Origin of the sequence: Lewinella sp. LCG006, assembly GCF_040784935.1 — a bacterium.
Lineage (GTDB): Bacteria > Bacteroidota > Bacteroidia > Chitinophagales > Saprospiraceae > Lewinella.
Genome location: NZ_CP160680.1, coordinates 7264372 through 7284704, shown reverse-complemented (window position 1 = coordinate 7284704; position 20333 = coordinate 7264372). Strand labels below are relative to the sequence as shown.

Genomic DNA, 20333 nt, shown 5'->3' with positions numbered 1-20333 from the left:
GAAAAAGAAACGTTGCTCTCGTGCTTTTTCTGAAAATTTAATAATTATGATTAATGCTTCCAAGCGTTCGCTTTTGCTGTGCATAGCACTGCTAATTCCGTTTATTTATCTTTTGGCAAATTCAACGGACTATCACCCTCCTCTTAAACCAACAAATTCTCCTTTTACTTTTACAGAAACGGAAATTACGGCACACCCTGGTGAAACGGTGCAGGTTTGTGTGGATAAAGCAGCAGGAGGTCTAGTCTTTGGAACCACGTCAATTGTTGTTGATGCTGTTGGAAATACATCCCCTCATTTGAGTGGTTTTGCACCTGTGACGTTGATTTTTCCTTCTGGGGTGACAAGGGCTTGTTTTGATTTGGTTGTCAATTCTGATGAGGTTACATCAGAATATCGATTAGTTATTCACGGTACTTTTGAAGAGTTAATAATTCTTGTTAAAGAAAGGGAAAGCCTACATGGACTATGCGGAGTATTTCCACCACATACCGCTGAATCCGATAATGGCGAAGTTGTATTCTATGATCGGTTTGGAAACTCCTATCCTCAAAAAAAACTTCAATCTAGCAATCATCAAACCGCTCGGCAGTTGCTGGGAAATGATGGTGACTCCGGCTATTTTGACTTGATTTTCGACCCTGATGTTCTCGCCTTGAATGAGGAGGAATTACAAGTCGTTTGTGATGTTTTTCGAGACCTTTCAGAGATTGTACAGCGCCCAATGAGTCAAAACAACTGTGGTACAACCGAGTTATCTAATGTTCATATTGAACTCACAACAAATGTACCTGAAAATCCCCTTGTACTGGGGTCGGCAGCCCATATTTTTTACCAGATATTTGGTCTGCACCTGCATATCCAACAATGGAAAGCTTAGTTTTTCGAAAAATAAATGGTGGTGGTGTTTGGTCAGAGGATGGCATAGATGGCAGCTTGAATATTAATCCCAATATCCTATGGCATACCGATTGGGAAAATGCTCCTGATCCTGCCGCTGTTGTTTTTGATTTGTACTCTATCGTTTTACACGAAGCACTTCATATCCTTGGATATGCCAGTACTTTGGCTCCAGGAGATATTTTCGAAGAAATACCTGCCCCTGAAGTCAACGAAACTGAATCGCTTTTTGCCAGTAAGTGGGATCACCTTCTGCGATTGAGAACATTGGACAATATTGGAGTGGCTGATCCGAGTTTTACACCTTTATTATCTCAGATAGACCAGACCGTATTTTATGAATTTAATGACGCTACGTTCCCAAATACAAATGCGTTGTTTGCTCAGGTAAATGATAATTGTACTGATCCGCTAAGCACTATTACTGTAGGTTGGGATATCCCCGTAGCTGTAAGTGGCATGGACGGTGGAGTAATAACAACTGTCGGCAGTTATCTTAATGCTTTGTCTCATTTGCACCGTAACTGTGGCAATGGAGATCGGGATTTTGTCATGCTCCCGGGGTTTAATGTTCGAGAACAGCGGCAAGAAATCCTCGTGGAAGAACTTGCAATATTGTGTGATTTAGGATACAATATTGAAGGATGTAATTCTTGCTTCGTTTCGCCCAATCTGGAAGGGGTTACTTCTTCTGTTGCCAACTATGATTTCTTCACAACATGCTGCACTTTTGAGACAAGATTGTGTGTGGGAGAAGAGCATTTATTCTCCTTTAATGATCTGTTATGTAATGAAATTCATAACATCGATGCTGAGGTCATGATTACGGGGTTTTCTGTTTTTGGACAAGCACAAGACATTATACAGGTGGACTACGAAAGTGAGACGATTAGCCTTACTCCTGCCAGTGAAGGAGATTTTCAGATATTCTATAATTTGGAAAGTTGTGAAGGAATGCCTGTTCTTAGTACCGTCTTCTTCACTAGTATCCCCTGTTTTGATTGTGCGGAAGTTACTGTTTGCGAAAATATCATCTGCACCAATGACTTTAATTTCGAAGAAAACACTGGTGTTGGAGATTTAATTTTTGGTACACCCTGGGCTATCCTCAATGATAATACTCCGGATATATGCGTGGACAATGAGGATAATGGCGTATTGCTTATAGCAGCCTTTGAGAGCAATAGGGAAGGTGTTTCAATTGAACTTGAAGCACCTATTCCTCCAGGGTGCATAGTTAATATTTCATTTGATGGGCTGAGTTCGCAAAACACGGTGGGCACCTTAGAGTTCTATGGCAGCATGATAAGGCCGTGCCCTATATGGGAAACCAGAATCAATGCAGGGGAGGAACCTACGCTTTGCGAAAACAATACATACAATCCGGTAAGAATGCAAGTTGTCCCAATTGAAAATACCATTGTTGGAAATGTTGTAGGTTGCCAACAAGATGAGTACGATCTTGTAAATTATGATTTCAGCTGGGAAAATAACACGAATGAATCACTCGGCTTTATTACCTTTTACTCCAGTGCTTCTGAAAATTTTATTGTGCTCGATAATCTGATCGTCAATCTAGACTGCACTACTGCTGGTTTTGAGTTCGAAGCGAACTGTCTGGAAATTATATTAATGGCAAATATAGTGGATGAGAATATCATGCACAGTTGGGATTTGGGAGATGGTAATACAGAAAATGGAAATACCGTCGAATATGCTTATGCCGAAAGTGGAATTTATACCATTACACATACGGCTACAGATATTTGCGGAAATGAAACCACGACGATGGCAGAAATAATAGTAGTAGATTGCTGCTTTGACCTCGACCCCGCATTTACCTATACCCAAGACTGTGAAGCAGGAGAGGTAATCCTTACTGCTAGCAATAATGATGGTACGCACAGTTGGGAGGTAGACGGCGTAACCTACGATGGCCTAAGCGTAACATTACACATCACAGACCCAACAGTGCCTTTCACCGCTACCGTGACCCATACCGTAGAAAACGAATGCGAGGAGAGCAATGCCATTACTTTAGTGATTGATGATTTGGAGGCTTGTGAAACTTCGTTCACTTGCCCGTGTGAAGGAGAAAACGCTATTAATATTGATGCAGGCGAAGGAACCTTGCTCAGCACACTTATTATTAATGGAGACATGCCTGTAGGAGGAATTAATAACCAGTGTCTAGCAATTAATGGTCATCTTATCATAGACGAAGCTGCCAATGGAGGGAACGGTTTTTATACATTTGCGCAAAGCGAAATACGTATGCAACCTGGCGCGAAAATTACGGTGCAGCCTGGGGCCGCTTTAGCTGTTAGTAACAACTCGAATTCTGGTGTACATGGCTGTGAATTTTTATGGCAGGGAATATATCTTGCACCTCAAGCAGGTCTTACTAGCGGAGGAAGACTCCGATTAAGTGCTACACTTATAGAGGATGCTATTCACGCAGTGCATTTGGGAAGTGGTTCTGTTTTCGAAATGAGTTTTACAACGTTTAACCGTAATCATATCGGCATTTATGTGCCTCCGTCTCCACAACTACAATATGTGGTACAACCCACCTCTATTAACTATAGTAACTTTAGATGTACGAGTGATTTACTTCCCCCTTATCCTGGTCAAATAATAAATACTGGCTCTATAGGATTAGCAGGTGTTGAACTCAATGACTGTAAGTATTTCCAGATAGGTGGCGGTGATATTTTTGGTGTCCGCATAACGGACACTAATTATGGTGTCATTGTGAGACGTGCTGGTGTAGAAATGCTTAATTCACGTATACACGACCTGGTATCTGATGCTAGTTTGCCTCAAAGTAACACAGGAATATTAGGAGATGATGGGATTTGGATTCGATTGAAAAACAACCGTTTTTACAATTTACAACAAGGTGTGCATAGTGTAAGTTCATCCTTATCAGCCAGCAAGAATATTGTTGGAGAAGATTTACAAGGTAATAGAGGGAATGTTCGTATTGGTTTCAACCTCCGTATGGGGATGGGAGACATAGTTCGAGTTTTCGATCAGAATAAGTGCTACACTCAATCCTACGGTATCCTTACTTCCAATACGCATGCTGCTAACAAGGTAATTATTGATGATAATATTTTTGAACTCCTCTCACCACCTATGGGCGTAACTAATTTTGATGCTATTAGGTTAGGTGATGCATTAGAGTCAGGAATTAACGACGATGATTTACAAATCAGTAGCAACCAGATTAATCTGCATCATCGTGGTTCCGGTATTAGTCTATATGGTGTCAATGGCGCAGATATTGCTGATAATGACATTAACTTTCTTTCAACGGTAGAAGCGACTGGCCCAGGGAAATTGGGCATCAATCTCTATAGTTCCAGCGATAATTATGTTTATGATAATCGGATATTTGGAGCAACCCCTTCTGATTATCAGACGGGTATTTATGTTTATGAGGGTGATCGTAACAAGCTTTGTTGTAATGCCGTTACCAATACTTACTTCGGGGCATTGTTTTACGGCACCTGCGAGGTGACTTTACTTCGGCATACTACCTTTACGGGGAACAGCAGAGGTTTGCAATGCAACCAAAATACTCGAATTGGCGAGCAAATCGCTGCGGGAAATACGTGGGATGAAAGTCTGGTGTGGCAGGCAGCGCACTATAGTACAAACTTTAACGATGTGTTTGAATCTCGATTTTTTGTAGTTTCTCCACCAGGAAGTTCGGTATGGCCAGACGATGTCTTCACTACTTTAAACAATATTGACTGGTTTGTGGAAGGTGCCGTAGCTCCATCTTGTGCTGATGATCTAATGAATTGTGAACCTCCTTCACTAGAACAGTTAACGACAAACGATCAATTTACTCAGAAGTTGATGCAAGGGGATTTTTATTATGGTGCTTATCCAGCTACATCGGATTGGGAAGCGAAACGCGTATATTACCGTAGCCAACGCGCTACCAGTGTAGAGGATCGCGGAAACTGGACTTTTGAAAGTGCCTCTTTCTATCAACAGCAGGAGAGTCAAAACACCGATTTACATCAACTTACCAGTGTTGCCCAGCAACTTGAACAGGCTTATGCGCCAGATACTGATTTATCCGATGTTGAAACTAGAATTCATTCGCTTGCAGAGGAGCTACAAGCCCTGGATGTCACGCTTGTAGAAGGCACTAGCCCAAGTGCGAATTATTTGGCAGAACGTGAAGCTCTCTTCATGGAATTAGAGGAAATGGTTGTTATTTTCCATGATTTTAAGGAAGTAAAGCGTAATGAACTCTCAGCAATTGTTGCTCAACTACTTCCTCAGAACAGTAATATAGTTACCACTGGTGAAGCTGCGACAAAACAGCAAGCTGTCAATCGTTGGTACCTGGAGACGATAGCCCAGGGAATAGTTGACTTGCCTGTAGCAACAGAGGAAGCACTGCGAGAGATCGCTGAAAGCTGCCCACTTCGCTATGGTTCAGCAGTTGGACGAGCACAATCCCTACTGATCAACTACGGAAAATCATTTGCAGAACCTATCGACTGCCAACCCACATCCAATTTGCAGTCAAACGATCCTGTAAATAATGATTCCTCGCTGGAATCAATGAGTGACTGGTTACCTCATCAGGTGAATTCAAAGCACCCAGAACAAGTAGCTGTTTATCCAAATCCTTCTTCTGGTATTTTTACCGTAGCATGGCCAATTATTGGTGTGGAAACGCATCGACAAATTGAAGTATTTGATCTGAGAGGCAAGCTATTGCTCACACAGCCAGTATATGGAGAGCAGTCACGTTTAGATGTAACTCATCTTCCACCAGGACTGTATTGGATCAAGCTTAAAGGTGTTGACTCAGTGATTAGTCGACGAATCATTATTCAATAAATTTACCAGGGTAGGTTGGCCTTCAACCTACCCTGATTATTATCATAATTGCCATGACTAAGTATTTTTATTTTGCCCTAGTAATGCTACTAAGTACCTGTATATCTGCCCAGTTTTACGATAACCACTGGATGATGGGCTATTTGGGTGGCACACAATCCGAACCCAATGACTCTTTTGGGATTTCAATATTAAGCTTTTATGATGCCGATTTAAAGGTAGAGAATAACCAGGAAATTGACCTATTCATTCAGGATGGAACTGCGTTGTCGGATTACTTTGGAAATCTTCTTTTATATTCAAATAATTTAGAAATCAGAAATGCGGAGGACGAGGTAATTATTAATGGCACCTTTCCTGACAATAGTGATCCAGAAACAATATTGCCCCAATCGTTTGTTTATTTGCCGTTCAATTCGTTGAATATATTGTATTATGTCTATATGTCTTACACCGATGATTTTCCAAGGCTAGGAGGAAGTGTTTCTTCTGCTATCGTTAGTAATTTAGATAACCAGATCGGTATTTATGAACAAATACAAAACATGGTAGGAGATTCCTTGACTACTGGTGAACTTACCGCTTGTAAACATGCTAATGGTAGAGACTGGTGGGTACTGGTTCCTGCTGCTGATAAGCCATTTATCTATTCTGTTTTACTAAGTCCTAATGGAGTAGATTTAATTGATACTACAGAAGTATCCAACGTCATGAATAATGGATTAGGTCAGGCTGTGTTTTCCCCAAACGGAAATCATTATGTGAGATTCAATTTAGTAACAATTAACGAGTTTGATTATCTTGATATATTTGATTTTAATCGTTGTACCGGAGAAATTTTTAATCATCGACAAACCAACGTTGGCACAGATGCAGGAGCTGGTGGTGTAGCTATCTCACCCTCTTCCCAATATCTTTACCTATCTCATTACAACCATATCTACCAATACGACCTTTGGTCGGACGATGTATTCGCTACGAAGGATACGGTAGCGACCTACGACGGTTATACGGAATGGAATTTCTTTCACGGGCGTTTTTTTATGGCACAGTTAGCCCCCGACGGGAAAATATATCTGAATAGTGCTTCTGGCATTAAGAAATTACACGTCATTGAAAACCCTGATGGACAGGGTTTAAGTTGTAATGTTCAACAGCACGCGATACCTTTACCTAACGCAAACGCCTTCACCCTCGCCAATCACCCCAACTACCGCCTCGGCCCCATCGACGGCAGCCCTTGTGATACCCTTGGAATTGATAACCTCCCCCGTGCGTATTACCGCATAGATCGTAACCCGGAAGACACCCTGGATTTTCACTTCCAGGATTTGAGTTTTTATGAACCTGATACCTGGGCCTGGACCTTCGGTGATGGTGGCATGAGTACAGATCGGCATCCTGACCACACCTATGCCAGCCCTGGTATTTATGAAGTATGTCTTACCGTAAGCAATGATTTGGGCAGCGATACCGATTGCCGTATCCTGGAACTTGGCCCAGTAGCTGTTGATGACCCACAGGCACTCACCTTTACGACCTTTCCCAATCCAGTGCAAGATGTTTTGGTCTTTGACCTGGGGGATTACTATCCCCTCAACGGGCAATTCCGGCTTTACAATGCTGCTGGACAATTAGTGCTTTCTCAGCAAGTACTCTATTCACAGGCACGGATGCAGTTAGCTCTTCTGCCTGCGGGGATTTACTTTTATGAGTTTTGGGATGGTGGAGTGAAGCTGGGGCAGGGGAAGGTGGTGAAGGTGTAGGGGAGTTGGAAGGGTGTATGCCGAAGGCCCTGCCTGCAAGGCCAGCTTGCTGGCAGGCAGGCCCGAAGGAATCGCTACGTGGCATGGCTATGCCTGAGATAGGATAAAGTTTCTAGAGATGCATTGAACGAGTAGCTGTTAGAGGTGTATAGACTTTAGGGTATAGAAATAATACTCAAAATAAAACGTTCATTCACCGTATCAAATCTCTGCTCATGCGCCGTAGCATTTACCTCGCACTGTTTTTCCTCGTAGCTGTTTCGCTGCACGCACAAGTTGGCTTATCCGGGCACTACCTCAGTGGCCAGGCCGAGAAGTGGCAATACACGCCCTTGAGTACCAACCAAGAATCCGTAGACTTGCCGGGCACGGGTTGGCAAGCAGGAATTGACTATTGGTTCAGGTTGAAGAATGTCCGGATCGAGTTTTTACCTACCCTGGCTTATAGTACACAGGAGCAAACGATCGAAGGTGAGTTCAATGCGCTGGATACCCGTGCTAATGCCTTTCATTTTTTCTTTAACACCAATATCTATTTTCTTGATTTGGAAGGAGATTGTGACTGTCCTACTTTTTCCAAGCAAGGTCCTGGTCTTCAAAAAGGCATTTTTTTACAATTATCTCCAGGGTACAGCTTATTTGATTTCAGCATCAACAATGAGGCCATCGGGGAGGAGTACACTACCGATGATGCGGGTTTTAACATGGGCTTAGCCCTGGGCCTTGATCTTGGGATCGCTGATGTTTTAACCATTACGCCCATGATTGGTGCGCGTTATTATCCATCACTAACCTGGTCTACCTTAGGAGAAGAAGCAGGGTTGGGACTTCCTGAAAAAGTGGAATCGGAAAGCAGTTTGCTGCAATATCACGCAGGCATCCGCTTGGGTTTTCGCTTTGACCAGTAGCTTTTCAGTCCTTTTATCTTAATTCCATCCAGCTTTATCTAATTTTCTTACACAAGTTCTTGCTTAAGCCCTTTATTTGGAGAAAGTTTTACGTAGTAGATGTTAACCAGGGAAAACGCATCAAAAGTAGAAAGACCCCTAAAAACAGGATAGAACACAGATTTAACGGATCAGACGGATCTACACGGTTTTATAAATCTGTGAAAATCCTGTTATATCCGTTAAATCCGTGGCCTATCCTACTTAGATAGTTGCCCTTGGGAGTACTTCACTATTTGATGCGTTTGCCCTAGATTTTAATAGCATTCTTAATCACTTGACAGTTGCACCCACAAGTGCCACTCCAAAACACGCCCCGCTTATGAACGATTTGAAGCAGTTCTTCCTGTTTTGCGCAGGTATTGACCAGCAAATACTAAAGCAGTGCCCCTCGGATGAAAACAAATACCTGGGTATTGGTGCTACCGTCTTCTTCACGGGAGTATTAGCCTTTTTCTCTTCCGCTTATGCCTTGTTTACCGTTTTTGATAGTTGGCTGGCAGCCGTACTCTTTGGTACGGTTTGGGGCTTGATGATATTCAACCTCGATCGTTATATCGTTTCCAGCATGAAAAGCAAGCGGGGCTTTTTTGGTAACCTGGGCATGGCATTGCCACGCTTAGCCCTGGCCATTCTACTGGCCTTGGTGATTTCCAAGCCGCTGGAGCTGAAGATATTTGAGAAAGAAATCAACTCCGAGGTCTTGATCATGGAGCAGGAGAAATACAAGGAGCAAGAAGATCGTATTCAGGAACGTTATGCCCCACAAATAGCGGCGCATGAAGCAGATGTATTGCGCCTACAGGCTGAAATAGACGCGAAGACCAGTGCTCGCGACGCTAAAGCTTTGGCTGCTTTACAGGAAGCAGATGGCAGTGGTGGTTCGGAAATCCGCAATATGGGTCCAATTTATCGTGCTAAGAAGGCCGATGCCGATCAGGCCCAGCAAGAGTTGGACCAAACCCTGGCACTCAATCAGCCTTTGATATTGGAAAAGACAACGGCGATTACTGCCTTACAAACACAAATCGCCACGGATATTTCCACCCTTGAACGCGGTGCTTTTGGTGGTTTGGCAGCACGTACCGAAGCTTTGTCACGCCTGGCACAGCAGAGTGAAGCCATTCACTGGGCCAGCTTATTTGTGATGCTGTTGTTTGTAGCAGTAGAAACGGCGCCAATTTTGGTCAAACTGATTTCTCCACGTAGCCCTTACGATCATATTTTGGCGGAACACGAGCAGCAATTCGAATTGGCAGCTAAGGAAAGCATGGACGTGCGCAGCAGTGAAGTGCTCAACCGCATCAGAGAAAAAACAGAGGTAGGGCTCCATCAAACGAAATCTGATATCAAGTTGCGGAAAGCAGAAATTGATGCCGAAATGCAGAAACAGATGGATCGTTTGCGCAACGGCGGCTGGAAATACGAAGTGTGATAGTGTAGAAAGCTGCGGGCTGCTTCGCGCCGTCAGGTAGAGGGTAGAGGGATGGTGAACGATTAAGAATAGATTCCGAACTTCGATTATTTAACCGATGTTGGAAAATTGATAAACCTATTCTACTTGCGTTATAAAAATCCCTCTACCCTCTACAGAAAGTGGCAATTTCAATTGCCTCTCATCCCTACAGCGGATTCGCTGCAAAAGTATCACCCTGACCCAAATCCCCCGTCTTCAATCCTTTGGCAAACCAGCGCTGACGTTGCTCCGTAGTGCCATGGGTGAAAGACTCGGGAACAACATAACCTTGGGATTGCATTTGGATGTTATCATCTCCTACGGCACCAGCAGCACGGATGGCCTCTTCAATATCCCCCTCTTCAAGGAAGTTGCGCTTCTTTTGACCATGGTGGGCCCAAATGCCTGCAAAGAAGTCGGCCATTAATTCCAAACGTACAGATTTGTCATTGTATTCGGCCTGAGGTACACGACCACGAAGGCGATCTACCTGTTGGGTAATCCCCAATAAAAACTGCACGTGGTGTCCCACTTCGTGGGCAAGCACATAAGCCATGGCGAAATCACCAGGAGCTTTAAAGCGATTTTTGAGTGTATTGTAGAAGCTCAGGTCAATGTAGAGTTTCTGATCTGCCGGGCAGTAGAAGGGGCCCGTACCAGCATTGGCGCGCCCGCAGCCCGAAACCGTTTCTCCGCTGAACAGTACCAGCGTAGGTTTTTGATACTGTTTACCAAATTGCTTGGGAAAGAGATCCGTCCAGACGTCTTCTGTATCTTTTAAAACAACTGAAACAAACTCCGCCAGTTCATCTTCCGCAGCGTTACCGGTGCTTACAGGGCCGTTGGTGCTCTCGGTTGGTGCGGAAGTCATACCTCCACCACCATTGAAAATTTGTAGTAAATCTGCAGGGTTTTTACCCATGATAAGGGCAAAAATGACAATGAGAATAGTACCTATCCCAAAGCTTCCACCCACTTTACGACCAGTAGAACTACCCCCTCCGCGGCGGTCTTCTACATTCGAACTTTTTTGTCTGCCTTGCCAACGCATAGTATGATTTTTTTAGTGATGATTGTGCCTAAGGAATTTTCTCCTGCCACCAACCAGATTTTAGACAGGCAAGGGGTGATTTAGTCACGACACCTTGCTACAGCTAAAATAAGACTTACGGCCCAATGGCGAGCCCTAAAGGTAGGAAAACCATTTTTTGTGAGGACTTATTTTTATTTCTAATTGAGCTTTGAGCCGTAAGTAAAGCTCATTTTATTCATTGATTTACAGTGTGTTATGTGGTGTTTTGGGCCTATGCTAGATCGTAGCAGTTAGCTTTATTCATTCTTCTAAGGAAGGGAGAGATTATAATTTTGATAGCTAAGACATTAAAAAGTCAGGAACTAGATGAAAGGATTGAATAAATACAGCCGCGTGATCACGCAGGATCCGACCCAACCCGCTGCTCAGGCAATGCTGCACGGGATTGGTTTGACCAAAGAAGACATGACCAAGGCCCAGATCGGTATTGTAAGTACAGGATGGGAAGGCAATACCTGTAATATGCACCTCAATGATTTAGCGAAGGTGGTCAAAGAGGGGGTCAATAATGCAGATCTTATTGGCTTGATTTTTCATACCATCGGTGTCTCCGACGGAATCAGCATGGGGACCGACGGTATGCGCTACAGTTTGCCTAGCCGAGACCTGATTGCGGATAGTATTGAAACGGTTGTGGGTGCGCAGTGGTACGATGGGGTAGCAGCGGTAGTGGGCTGTGACAAAAATATGCCGGGTGCTATGATTGCCCTGGCTCGCCTCAATCGTCCTGCTATATTGGTCTACGGTGGGACCATAAGTCCGGGCTGTTATGCAGGCAAAAAACTGGACATTGTTTCCGCTTTTGAAGCACTTGGTCACCGGATTGCTGGCGAAATGGACGATGACACTTATCAGGGGGTTATTCAAAACGCCTGCCCCGGACCAGGAGCTTGTGGTGGGATGTACACCGCCAACACCATGGCCTCGGCCATTGAAGCCATGGGGATGAGCTTGCCCTACAATTCCAGCTATCCTGCCAATACCAACGATAAAGAAGAAGACTGCCTGCGAGTAGGCAAAGCTTTACGCCACTTGCTCGAAAAAGATATTAAGCCACGGGATATTTTGACCAAAAAGGCTTTTGAAAATGCGATTACCCTGATCACCGTTCTGGGGGGGTCCACCAATGCCGTATTGCACCTCGTAGCAATGGCCAAGGCCGCAGAAGTAGCCATAACCATTGATGATTTTCAGCGAATTGCTGATAAAACACCTTATCTCGCAGATTTGAAGCCCAGCGGTAAGTACGTCATGGAAGATTTGTCGATGGTTGGCGGAGTACCAGCAGTAATGAAAATGCTGCTGGAAGCTGGTTATTTACACGGCGATTGTATGACAGTAACCGGGAAAACCATTGCGGAAAATCTGGCGGAACTTCCAGGCCTGACGGAAGGGCAAGACATCATACATCCCATAGATCAGCCCATTAAAGAAAGTGGGCATATTCGGATCTTATACGGTAATCTGGCTGAAGGAGGAGCTGTTGCTAAGATCACGGGCAAGGAAGGTACGCTGTTCCATGGCCCCGCACGGGTTTATGATGGTGAAGCCGCCGCAAATGCTGCCATCACCAACAAGGAAATAAAAGCTGGAGAGGTCATCGTTATCCGCTACTGTGGACCTAAGGGTGGGCCAGGAATGCCAGAAATGCTGAAACCTACGAGTGCTATCATGGGGGAGGGGCTAGGTAAAGAAGTAGCGCTTATTACCGACGGTCGTTTTTCTGGGGGAACCCACGGCTTTGTAGTAGGCCATATCACCCCAGAAGCCCAGGTAGGTGGATTGATTGGTCTGCTGGAAGATGGAGATATGATTACCATAGATGCGGTCGCAAATTCCTTAAGTGTAGAGTTGACAGCAAATGAAATTGCAAGACGGAAAGCCAATTGGCACCCCAGGCCGCTGGTGGCAAGCAACGGGGCATTGCGCAAGTATGCACAACTGGTAAGCAGCGCCAGTGAAGGCTGTGTCACAGATGAGTTTGTGTCTGCGACAGACAAAATTGAGCGGTAGGAAAGTGAATTTTAGCAGCGAATCAGCCAGAAACAAGCCCTGTGACTTGTTTGGCTTGCGTTGCCCAAAAATGAATGTGTATGAAACATGAAACTGAAACCGTTGGGCTAGCACCAACACCATCCCGCGAAAGGATGACGGGCGCAGAGGCTATTCTCCGCTGCCTGCTTGCCGAGGGGGTAGATACCATTTTTGGTTACCCTGGTGGGGCCATTATGCCCGTTTATGATGCGCTCTATCACTACGAAGATCGCCTTACCCACATTCTGCCGCGTCACGAACAAGGTGCCATTCATGCTGCTGAAGGCTACTCAAGGGTAACGCGCAAAACGGGGGTATGTATGGCAACTTCTGGCCCAGGAGCACTTAATTTGTTTACGGGGCTGGGTGACGCCCTGCTGGACTCTACGCCATTGGTTTGTATCACCGGGCAGGTTGCTAGTCATCTGCTGGGAACGGATGCTTTCCAGGAAACGGATGTGGTCAATAGTACCATTCCCTTGACGAAGTGGAACTACCAAATCACCAAGGCAGAGGAAATTCCTTACGTTTTCGCCAAAGCATTTTACATCGCCAACTCTGGCCGGCCTGGGCCAGTAGTAATAGATATTACCAAAGACGCACAGGTGAGTGAGATGGATTTTTCCTACCAACGGCAACCGCGTATTCGGTCTTATTACCCATTACCAGTATTGGATGAAATGCAAATTGAAGCCGCCGCCCAAGCCATCAATGGGGCAAAAAAGCCATTCATTCTGGCGGGGCACGGTATTCAAATTGCGGGAGCACAGGAAGTGTTCAAGGCCTTTGTAGAAAAAACGGGTATTCCCCTGGCGTGCACCATCCACGGTTTGTCCAGTATTTCCTCCGAACACCCCTTACATATGGGAATGTTGGGGATGCACGGGAATTACGGCCCCAACATGAAGCAGAACGAATGCGACGTACTGATCGCTATCGGAATGCGCTTTGATGACCGCGTGACGGGGCGACTGAGTGGTTATGCTAAACAAGCTAAAGTCATTCATGTCGAAATTGACCCTTCGGAGATTGATAAGAATGTTCCTGCTGATTTTCCGGTATTAGGAGACGCTAAACAGGTACTGGAAGCCCTTTTACCTTTGGTGGAAAAGAAGCGTTATCCAGATTGGTTGGAAGAATTCCATCAATGTGCCGCCATCGAGCAGGAAAAGGTGATCAATGGAGCTATGCAACCTACAGCCGATGGGCAGATCAAAATGGGCATGGCTGTAAAAGCAGTAAGTGATCAGACCAATGGTTTGGCCATTGTTGCAACAGACGTAGGGCAGCACCAGATGATTGCCGCTCGGTATTATTCCTACCGCAGTACCAACCAGTGGGTTTCTTCAGGAGGAGCAGGCACCATGGGCTTTGGTCTTCCTGCTGCTTTCGGCGCAAAATATGCACAACCCGAAAGGGAAGTCGTCGCTTTTATTGGCGATGGTGGGTTTCAGATGACCATCCAGGAGCTGGGCATGTGCGCACAGTGGAACGTGGGTGTGAAAATAGTCTTACTAGATAACAATTACCTGGGGATGGTAAGACAATGGCAACAGTTGTTTTTTGATCGGCGCTATTCTTCAGTCCACTTAAAAAACCCCAATTTCATCAAGATTGCCGAAGGTTTTGGGGTGCCTGGTAAATCCATCAGTGATCCTGCGGAACTAGACGCGGCTATTGCCGAAATGCTGGCGCATGAGGGCCCTTATCTACTGCATGTTAATGTTGCGCAGGAAGAAAACGTTTTCCCAATGGTACCTTCTGGTGCAGCGGTAGACGAAATTGTATTAACGCCGGAAGAATTGGTGAAATAGCCCTTCCCTTAAACCATGTATCATGGCTAAACAAGATTATACCATCACTGTTTTCTCGGAACATACTACTGGTATGCTTTCCCGGGTTGTTTCCATTTTTACTCGGCGACACATCAATATTGAAAGCCTGACAACGAGCCAATCTTCCATTGAAGGCATCCACCGGTTTACGATCGTGGTAGAGGTAGAAGAGGACATGGTGAAGAAGCTGGTTGCTCAACTGGACAAGCAGATCGATATCATCAAAGCTTTTTATTACGAACACGACGAAATCGTTTATCAGGAAATAGCACTTTACAAGATTCCATTTTCCATGTTTTGTAACGGAACAGTCGTAGAGCGATTAGTACGTTCGCACAATGCACGCATTTTGGTCATTGAACCGGAATACGTAGTGATTGAAAAAACGGGGCATCATGACGAAACAGAGCAGCTACTAATAGAGCTCAAGCAAGTGGGAGATATCTATGGCTTCGTCCGTTCCGGCCGGGTTGCGATCGTGAAACCCATGGAACGCTTGAATCGCTACCTGGAATCTCTGGAGTCCGCTATTGAGCAGTTGGATTAGCGATTAGTGCACCAGATTTTTGAGCTGCTGCCGATATTCGCGGGGACTTACACCAGTGATAAGTCTAAATTGCTTATTGAAATGAGAGAGGTTATTAAAACCACTTTCAAAAGAAATGGCTGCAATACTGAGGTGATCTCCCTGAAGAAGTCGGGAAGCATAAGTAATACGAAATTCATTCACCACCTGCGTGAAAGTACGATTAGTGAGTTTCTTAAAATAACGACAAAATGCTGGGACCGTCATATTGATGAGGGAAGCTACTTCTTCCAATGGGATGACCCTTTGGAAATGCGTTTCTATGTAAGCATAAATGATTTCCATTCTATCTTGGTCCTGAGGATTCACTTCTACAGCGAAGCCATTGGCATTCAGCGATTGATAGGCATCCGTAGTGGCCATTTGTTGGAGGACTTTAAGCAAACTGATCAATCGCTCAAAGGCGGGCATCTCACTCATGGCCAATAACTGACGGCCAATAGCATGCTTTACCTCACCGTGAAAGACCAACCCTGTTTTTCCCCTTTCAAACAAGCCTTTTATTGTTTGCATTTCTGGTATGGCCAAGAAATGCTGGCCCAGAAAATCCTCCGTCATTTGCAAGACCAATTCATTACCCTCCGCAGCGTAGCTGAGATGAGGTAGGTTTGGCCCCAAAAAGATGAGCTCTCCATCTTCGTAACGACCGATGTGGTCACCAATATGTCTTTTTCCATCACCTGCTGAGATGTAAACGATCTCGAATTCAGGATGGAAATGCCATTGAGGTTTATCGTGGCAGGATTTATCGACAAATTTTTCCACGTAAAAGGAATTGCCAAAAACGGGGTCGATTTTTTCAAAACTTGCTCTTAGCTGACTGGGCATACCTTAGATTGAGATGATAAAACCAAAATTGGAAAAATTTGTTTCTCTTTATTTACTAATACAAAATTACCATATAATTGGTTTCAAGTAGGTATTGTTGTTAGAATTGTAGTTTTTTGATAGAGGTATTGTCGTTTTGTGAAGTAGTAAAAAGGAGTGTGGAGTAAGCTTTTTATTGTAATTTGCACATTCACTAGAGCTAATTAATGACACGTATTGCTCAACGATGCATGCTGGTAACTGGTGCCTCTTCGGGTATAGGTTATTCGACTGCTGAATTTTTTACAGGTCAGGGTTGGATTGTTTACGGACTTTCTCGTTCTGGTAAAGTTCCCTCCGGCGTTTTCCCATTGTTGGCTAATGTGACGGATGCACAACTTGTTGAGAAGCTTGTAGCAGAGGTGTTTGCCACAACTGGCCGTCTGGATGCGGTAGTAAATGCCGCTGGTATTGGTGGAGCAAGTAGCATTGAAAATTTACCTTTAGAGGAAGCAAAAAAGATATTCGATACCAATATCTATGGTACCCTAGTAGTTTTGCGGGCCACTCTGCCTTTTCTACGGCAGCGGCAGGGAAGTATTTTTATTGCCGTCAGTTCAATTGCTGGATTGGTTGGGGTTCCTTTCCATGGTATTTACAGTGCTAGCAAATTTGCGGTAGAAGGAATGATTGAATCTTTACGCCTGGAACTACATGGCACTGGCGTCTCGGCAGTAAGCATCTGCCCAGGTGATACTGCGACACCAATCATTGGACATCAATTCAGGGCTAAGGCAATAGACTTGCCAGAGGTGTATCGGATAAATTACGAAAAAGCCGAACGCGCTATGCGGGAAAGCGTCAGTAATGGAATTGCGCCTTTACGGATTGCTGAAACAATTCAACAGATCATTAATACTTCTTCTCCTTCATCCCGCTATCCAGTGGGAGGTGTTATCCAGCAATTGGCACCTATGGCTAAGCGCTTTTTACCTCTCAAATGGTTTGAGTGGCTTCTGAAAGTTTATTACGGGGTCAACTGAGTAAGTAGCTTTACCCTATTGGGACATTATGGCTTCGCCCCGGAGGCTCTAACATTGACGATTTTACGTAGCAAATCAAACCAAAAAGGAGCACCCATTGAAATGGCTAATGCGGTGACGAGGTAACCCAGAATTTTGGCCAGCCAATCATAAATACCGTAGTTGCTAAAGTCATTTTCCGCCCATCCAAGCCCCAATGGAGACTTAATACTGTTGATCTCATTGTCTACAATGGAACGCAGGTTTTCAAGCGATGCTTCAAAAGCAGGATCGGCTTGCCGGATAAGGGTGTTTTCCTCGTTTTGCGCAAAATTCTCAGCTAGTGACACGATTTGCTGGAGGGCTTGAGGGTCACTCTCCAGGCTAGTGTAAATGGAAAAGGTATCAGCATTAAAAACCAAAGCAATCAGGATACCTACCCAGATCAGAATCTTTTGGGTATATCTTTTGTACCAACCCGACGCCCGATCCATCACATCATTGTACCATTTTTCAATACCACCCTTGAATTTATCCAGATTATGATCCGCATCTCGTAAAAGTTGGTTAAGCACTTTTTTGAGATCTTCATCAGGCAAGGTATCAATTTTATCCTTTAGCTTTTCAACCCCATCTTCTTTGAGGATAATATCAAAAAGAATACTCTGAAAAGTGGTAGAATCCATGTAAGAAGGTGGCCCCTGGGTGTTGTTACTGTACTGCTGAGATAGGTGCTTGTAAAGCGAGTTGTTCTTGAAGTCTTTCAGCAACACTTCCCCCTTGTCTGAGCTGGCTAGCATATTGTGGAGTGCCTTGGTAAGGTTTCTTCCCCGTAAGTGGAAAAAGGAGGCCAATAGCTCCATGATGGTAGTTGCTAGTAAACTAAGGAGCAACAAAACAAAGACAATACCAATAACAACAGTTAGAATAGCCATAGTGAAAAGTAAATGATTGGAGTGTAGGGTGTTGAGTAATACCACCTGCCAAGATAAAATAAATCAGCTTATTTTCGTCAAAATGATAAGAAGGATATGGATGTTTATTTTAGCTCGAATACATGGGGTTAAATATGTAAAATATAAAAATAAGTAGTGGCTTTTAGGCTTTATTGAAAACTTCCTTAATTTTGTTTAGCCGTGTAATCTTCTTTCCCAGTTGTAAAATAAATTTTTCCATTACAAAAGTTAAGAAATGTCTCTTACTTAGAGGACTACTACTTGTTTTGTATTCTTACCGGAGCAAAAGGGAGAAACAAAAAATTCAACAAAAACCGAATGTACATTATGAAATTATTTTACTTATTGCTAACTGTTCTTTTTGTTAGTACAGCGTCTTGGACGTACGCCCAAGAAGAAAAATGGGACGGCGGCTTTTTTCTTGGAGCAGCCAATTATGCGGGAGATTTAGTAGAACCTAACCTTGCAGATTTGTCTAATACCAATCTTGCCTTTGGGTTTATGCTCAAGCGCAATATTAGCCAATCCTTTGGTGTACGCTTAGGGTTAACTACCGGAAAATTAACGGGTAGCGATCTAGACTATCCCGATAATGCATCGCTCTTTCAACGAGGATTCTCTTTCGAAAACCGGATTACAGAACTATCTCTTCTTGCACAATGGGAGCCACTAGCTGGCAATCGTTACAAGGGCGGTAATTTTCGTAAAATTCTCTCGCCCTATCTATTTGCAGGGCCTGCCTTGGCTTTCAGTAATCCAGAGACGGATTACAACAATCGCACTGGAGCCAAAGTACAAGAGGACATGAACGCAGAGGAGAAGACCCTTTTCGTGATGGCAGGTGGAATTGGGCTACGCTATGATATCACCCGGAAGTGGAACCTGGGCCTGGAAATGGGGCTACGTCCTGCTTTTAGCGACCGTCTGGACGGCGTAAGTGCTACGGGTAATGCTGATAAAGATGATTGGTACACCTTTGGTGGTCTTACCCTGACCACTCGCTTTGGCGCTAAAGATACGGATGGTGATGGTATCGCTGATGATAGCGATGATTGCCCAACCGTCGCAGGTATTTCTGCTACTTCTGGTTGTCCTGATGCAGATTTAGATGGTATTCCTGACAACAAGGATGCTTGTCCTAATGATGCTGGTGATGCTAAATTCAATGGTTGTCCAGATACGGATGGTGATGGTGTCGCTGATAATCAAGATAACTGCCCGGATACCCCTGGTATTCGCCGCTTCCGTGGCTGCCCAGATACGGATGGTGATGGTATCGCTGACCCCGTAGATATTTGTCCTACGATTGCTGGTGTTGCTGCCCTGGATGGTTGCCCTGATGCTGACGGCGATGGTATTACCGATGCCGATGACGCTTGTCCTCAATTGGCAGGTACAGAATCAGCCAATGGTTGTCCTGATGCTGATAATGATGGAATTATAGATCCTAATGACAAGTGTCCTGAAGTGGCTGGCCCCGCTAAGTTTGGAGGTTGTCCCGACCGTGATGGTGATGGTATCGGGGATGGTGATGATGCCTGCCCAACAAATCCTGGTCCTATTGAAAACGATGGTTGTCCAGTAATTAATGAAGATGACCAAGCAGCACTTGATTTGGCTATGGAAAATATCCGTTTCCGTACCGGTAGCGATCAGCTGCTGTCTCAGTCTAATAAGACTTTAGATGAGATTGCAGAAATCATCTCTCGTTATCCAAATTACAACCTCAAAATCAGTGGCTATACCGATGATGTGGGGAATGATGCTGCTAACCAAAGCTTGTCTGAGCGTCGGGCCTTAGCTTGTTTCCAGTATTTATTGGTTAAAGGAGTAAGCAGAGACCGAATGACTTATGCCGGCTACGGAGAAACCAACCCGATTGAAACCAACGATACACCTGTTGGGCGTGCGAGGAACCGCCGGGTAGAGTTTGATCTGATTCTACGTTAGGAATAATTGAGTCGAATAAATTATTAAAAGGGAGCTTCCCGTAAGGGAGGCTCCCTTTTAGCATTTTTTAAGGCACGAACTGCGTTGGTAAAGGATAAGTTCATTAACT

The 20333-nt window shown here is 44.5% G+C and carries 13 protein-coding genes; 10 read left to right on the top strand and 3 right to left on the bottom strand.

Features of this window, described 5'->3' with window-relative positions:
* Positions 1-46: 46 nt before the first annotated feature.
* The 5 genes from AB0L18_RS26730 (at position 47) to AB0L18_RS26710 (ending at position 9920) form a co-directional block, all read left to right on the top strand.
* On the top strand, positions 47-880 hold the full coding sequence (locus AB0L18_RS26730; RefSeq protein WP_367390383.1) for a hypothetical protein: 834 nt from the start codon (positions 47-49) through the stop codon (positions 878-880).
* On the top strand, positions 868-5772 hold the full coding sequence (locus tag AB0L18_RS26725; protein ID WP_367390382.1) for a T9SS type A sorting domain-containing protein: 4905 nt from the start codon (positions 868-870) through the stop codon (positions 5770-5772). Before AB0L18_RS26730 ends, AB0L18_RS26725 begins: the two co-directional genes overlap by 13 nt.
* 53 nt (positions 5773-5825) lie before the next feature.
* Entirely contained in the window at positions 5826-7538 is a 1713-nt protein-coding gene (locus AB0L18_RS26720; protein WP_367390381.1) for a PKD domain-containing protein, read from the top strand.
* A 215-nt stretch (positions 7539-7753) separates the two neighbouring features.
* On the top strand, positions 7754-8446 hold the full coding sequence (locus AB0L18_RS26715) for an autotransporter outer membrane beta-barrel domain-containing protein (protein WP_367390380.1): 693 nt from the start codon (positions 7754-7756) through the stop codon (positions 8444-8446).
* 361 nt (positions 8447-8807) lie between these two features.
* Positions 8808-9920 carry a DUF4407 domain-containing protein gene (locus AB0L18_RS26710; RefSeq protein ID WP_367390379.1) on the top strand — a complete coding sequence of 371 codons (1113 nt, stop codon included), beginning with the start codon at positions 8808-8810 and terminating at the stop codon, positions 9918-9920.
* Between the two features lie 187 nt (positions 9921-10107).
* On the opposite strand, the gene AB0L18_RS26705 is transcribed toward AB0L18_RS26710, so the two are convergent.
* Positions 10108-10992 (bottom strand): neutral zinc metallopeptidase, encoded by an 885-nt coding sequence (locus AB0L18_RS26705; RefSeq protein WP_367390378.1) that lies wholly within the window; start codon positions 10990-10992, stop codon positions 10108-10110.
* Positions 10993-11340: 348 nt separating this feature from the next.
* Here AB0L18_RS26705 and ilvD point away from each other — a divergent pair, with 348 nt between their 5' ends.
* The 3 genes from ilvD (at position 11341) to ilvN (ending at position 15450) form a co-directional block, all read left to right on the top strand.
* Entirely contained in the window at positions 11341-13047 is a 1707-nt protein-coding gene (gene ilvD / locus AB0L18_RS26700) for a dihydroxy-acid dehydratase (protein WP_367390377.1), read from the top strand.
* 80 nt (positions 13048-13127) lie between these two features.
* Positions 13128-14882 (top strand): biosynthetic-type acetolactate synthase large subunit, encoded by a 1755-nt coding sequence (gene ilvB, locus AB0L18_RS26695; protein WP_367390376.1) that lies wholly within the window; start codon positions 13128-13130, stop codon positions 14880-14882.
* Positions 14883-14904: 22 nt separating this feature from the next.
* Positions 14905-15450, top strand: coding sequence for an acetolactate synthase small subunit (gene ilvN, locus AB0L18_RS26690; RefSeq protein WP_367390375.1), 546 nt, complete (start codon positions 14905-14907; stop codon positions 15448-15450).
* Positions 15451-15453: 3 nt separating this feature from the next.
* Here the strand turns inward: ilvN and AB0L18_RS26685 are convergent, their stop codons facing one another.
* On the bottom strand, positions 15454-16317 hold the full coding sequence (locus AB0L18_RS26685) for an AraC family transcriptional regulator (RefSeq protein WP_367390374.1): 864 nt from the start codon (positions 16315-16317) through the stop codon (positions 15454-15456).
* Between the two features lie 206 nt (positions 16318-16523).
* On the opposite strand from AB0L18_RS26685, the gene AB0L18_RS26680 reads away from it, so the two are divergent.
* Positions 16524-17339, top strand: a complete 816-nt coding sequence (locus AB0L18_RS26680; protein WP_367390373.1) for an SDR family NAD(P)-dependent oxidoreductase — start codon at positions 16524-16526, stop codon at positions 17337-17339.
* Between the two features lie 26 nt (positions 17340-17365).
* Here AB0L18_RS26680 and AB0L18_RS26675 read toward each other — a convergent pair whose 3' ends face one another.
* Positions 17366-18253 carry a hypothetical protein gene (locus AB0L18_RS26675; RefSeq protein WP_367390372.1) on the bottom strand — a complete coding sequence of 296 codons (888 nt, stop codon included), beginning with the start codon at positions 18251-18253 and terminating at the stop codon, positions 17366-17368.
* A gap of 348 nt (positions 18254-18601) precedes the next feature.
* Here AB0L18_RS26675 and AB0L18_RS26670 point away from each other — a divergent pair, with 348 nt between their 5' ends.
* Entirely contained in the window at positions 18602-20224 is a 1623-nt protein-coding gene (locus AB0L18_RS26670) for a DUF6089 family protein (protein ID WP_367390371.1), read from the top strand.
* Positions 20225-20333: the final 109 nt, after the last annotated feature.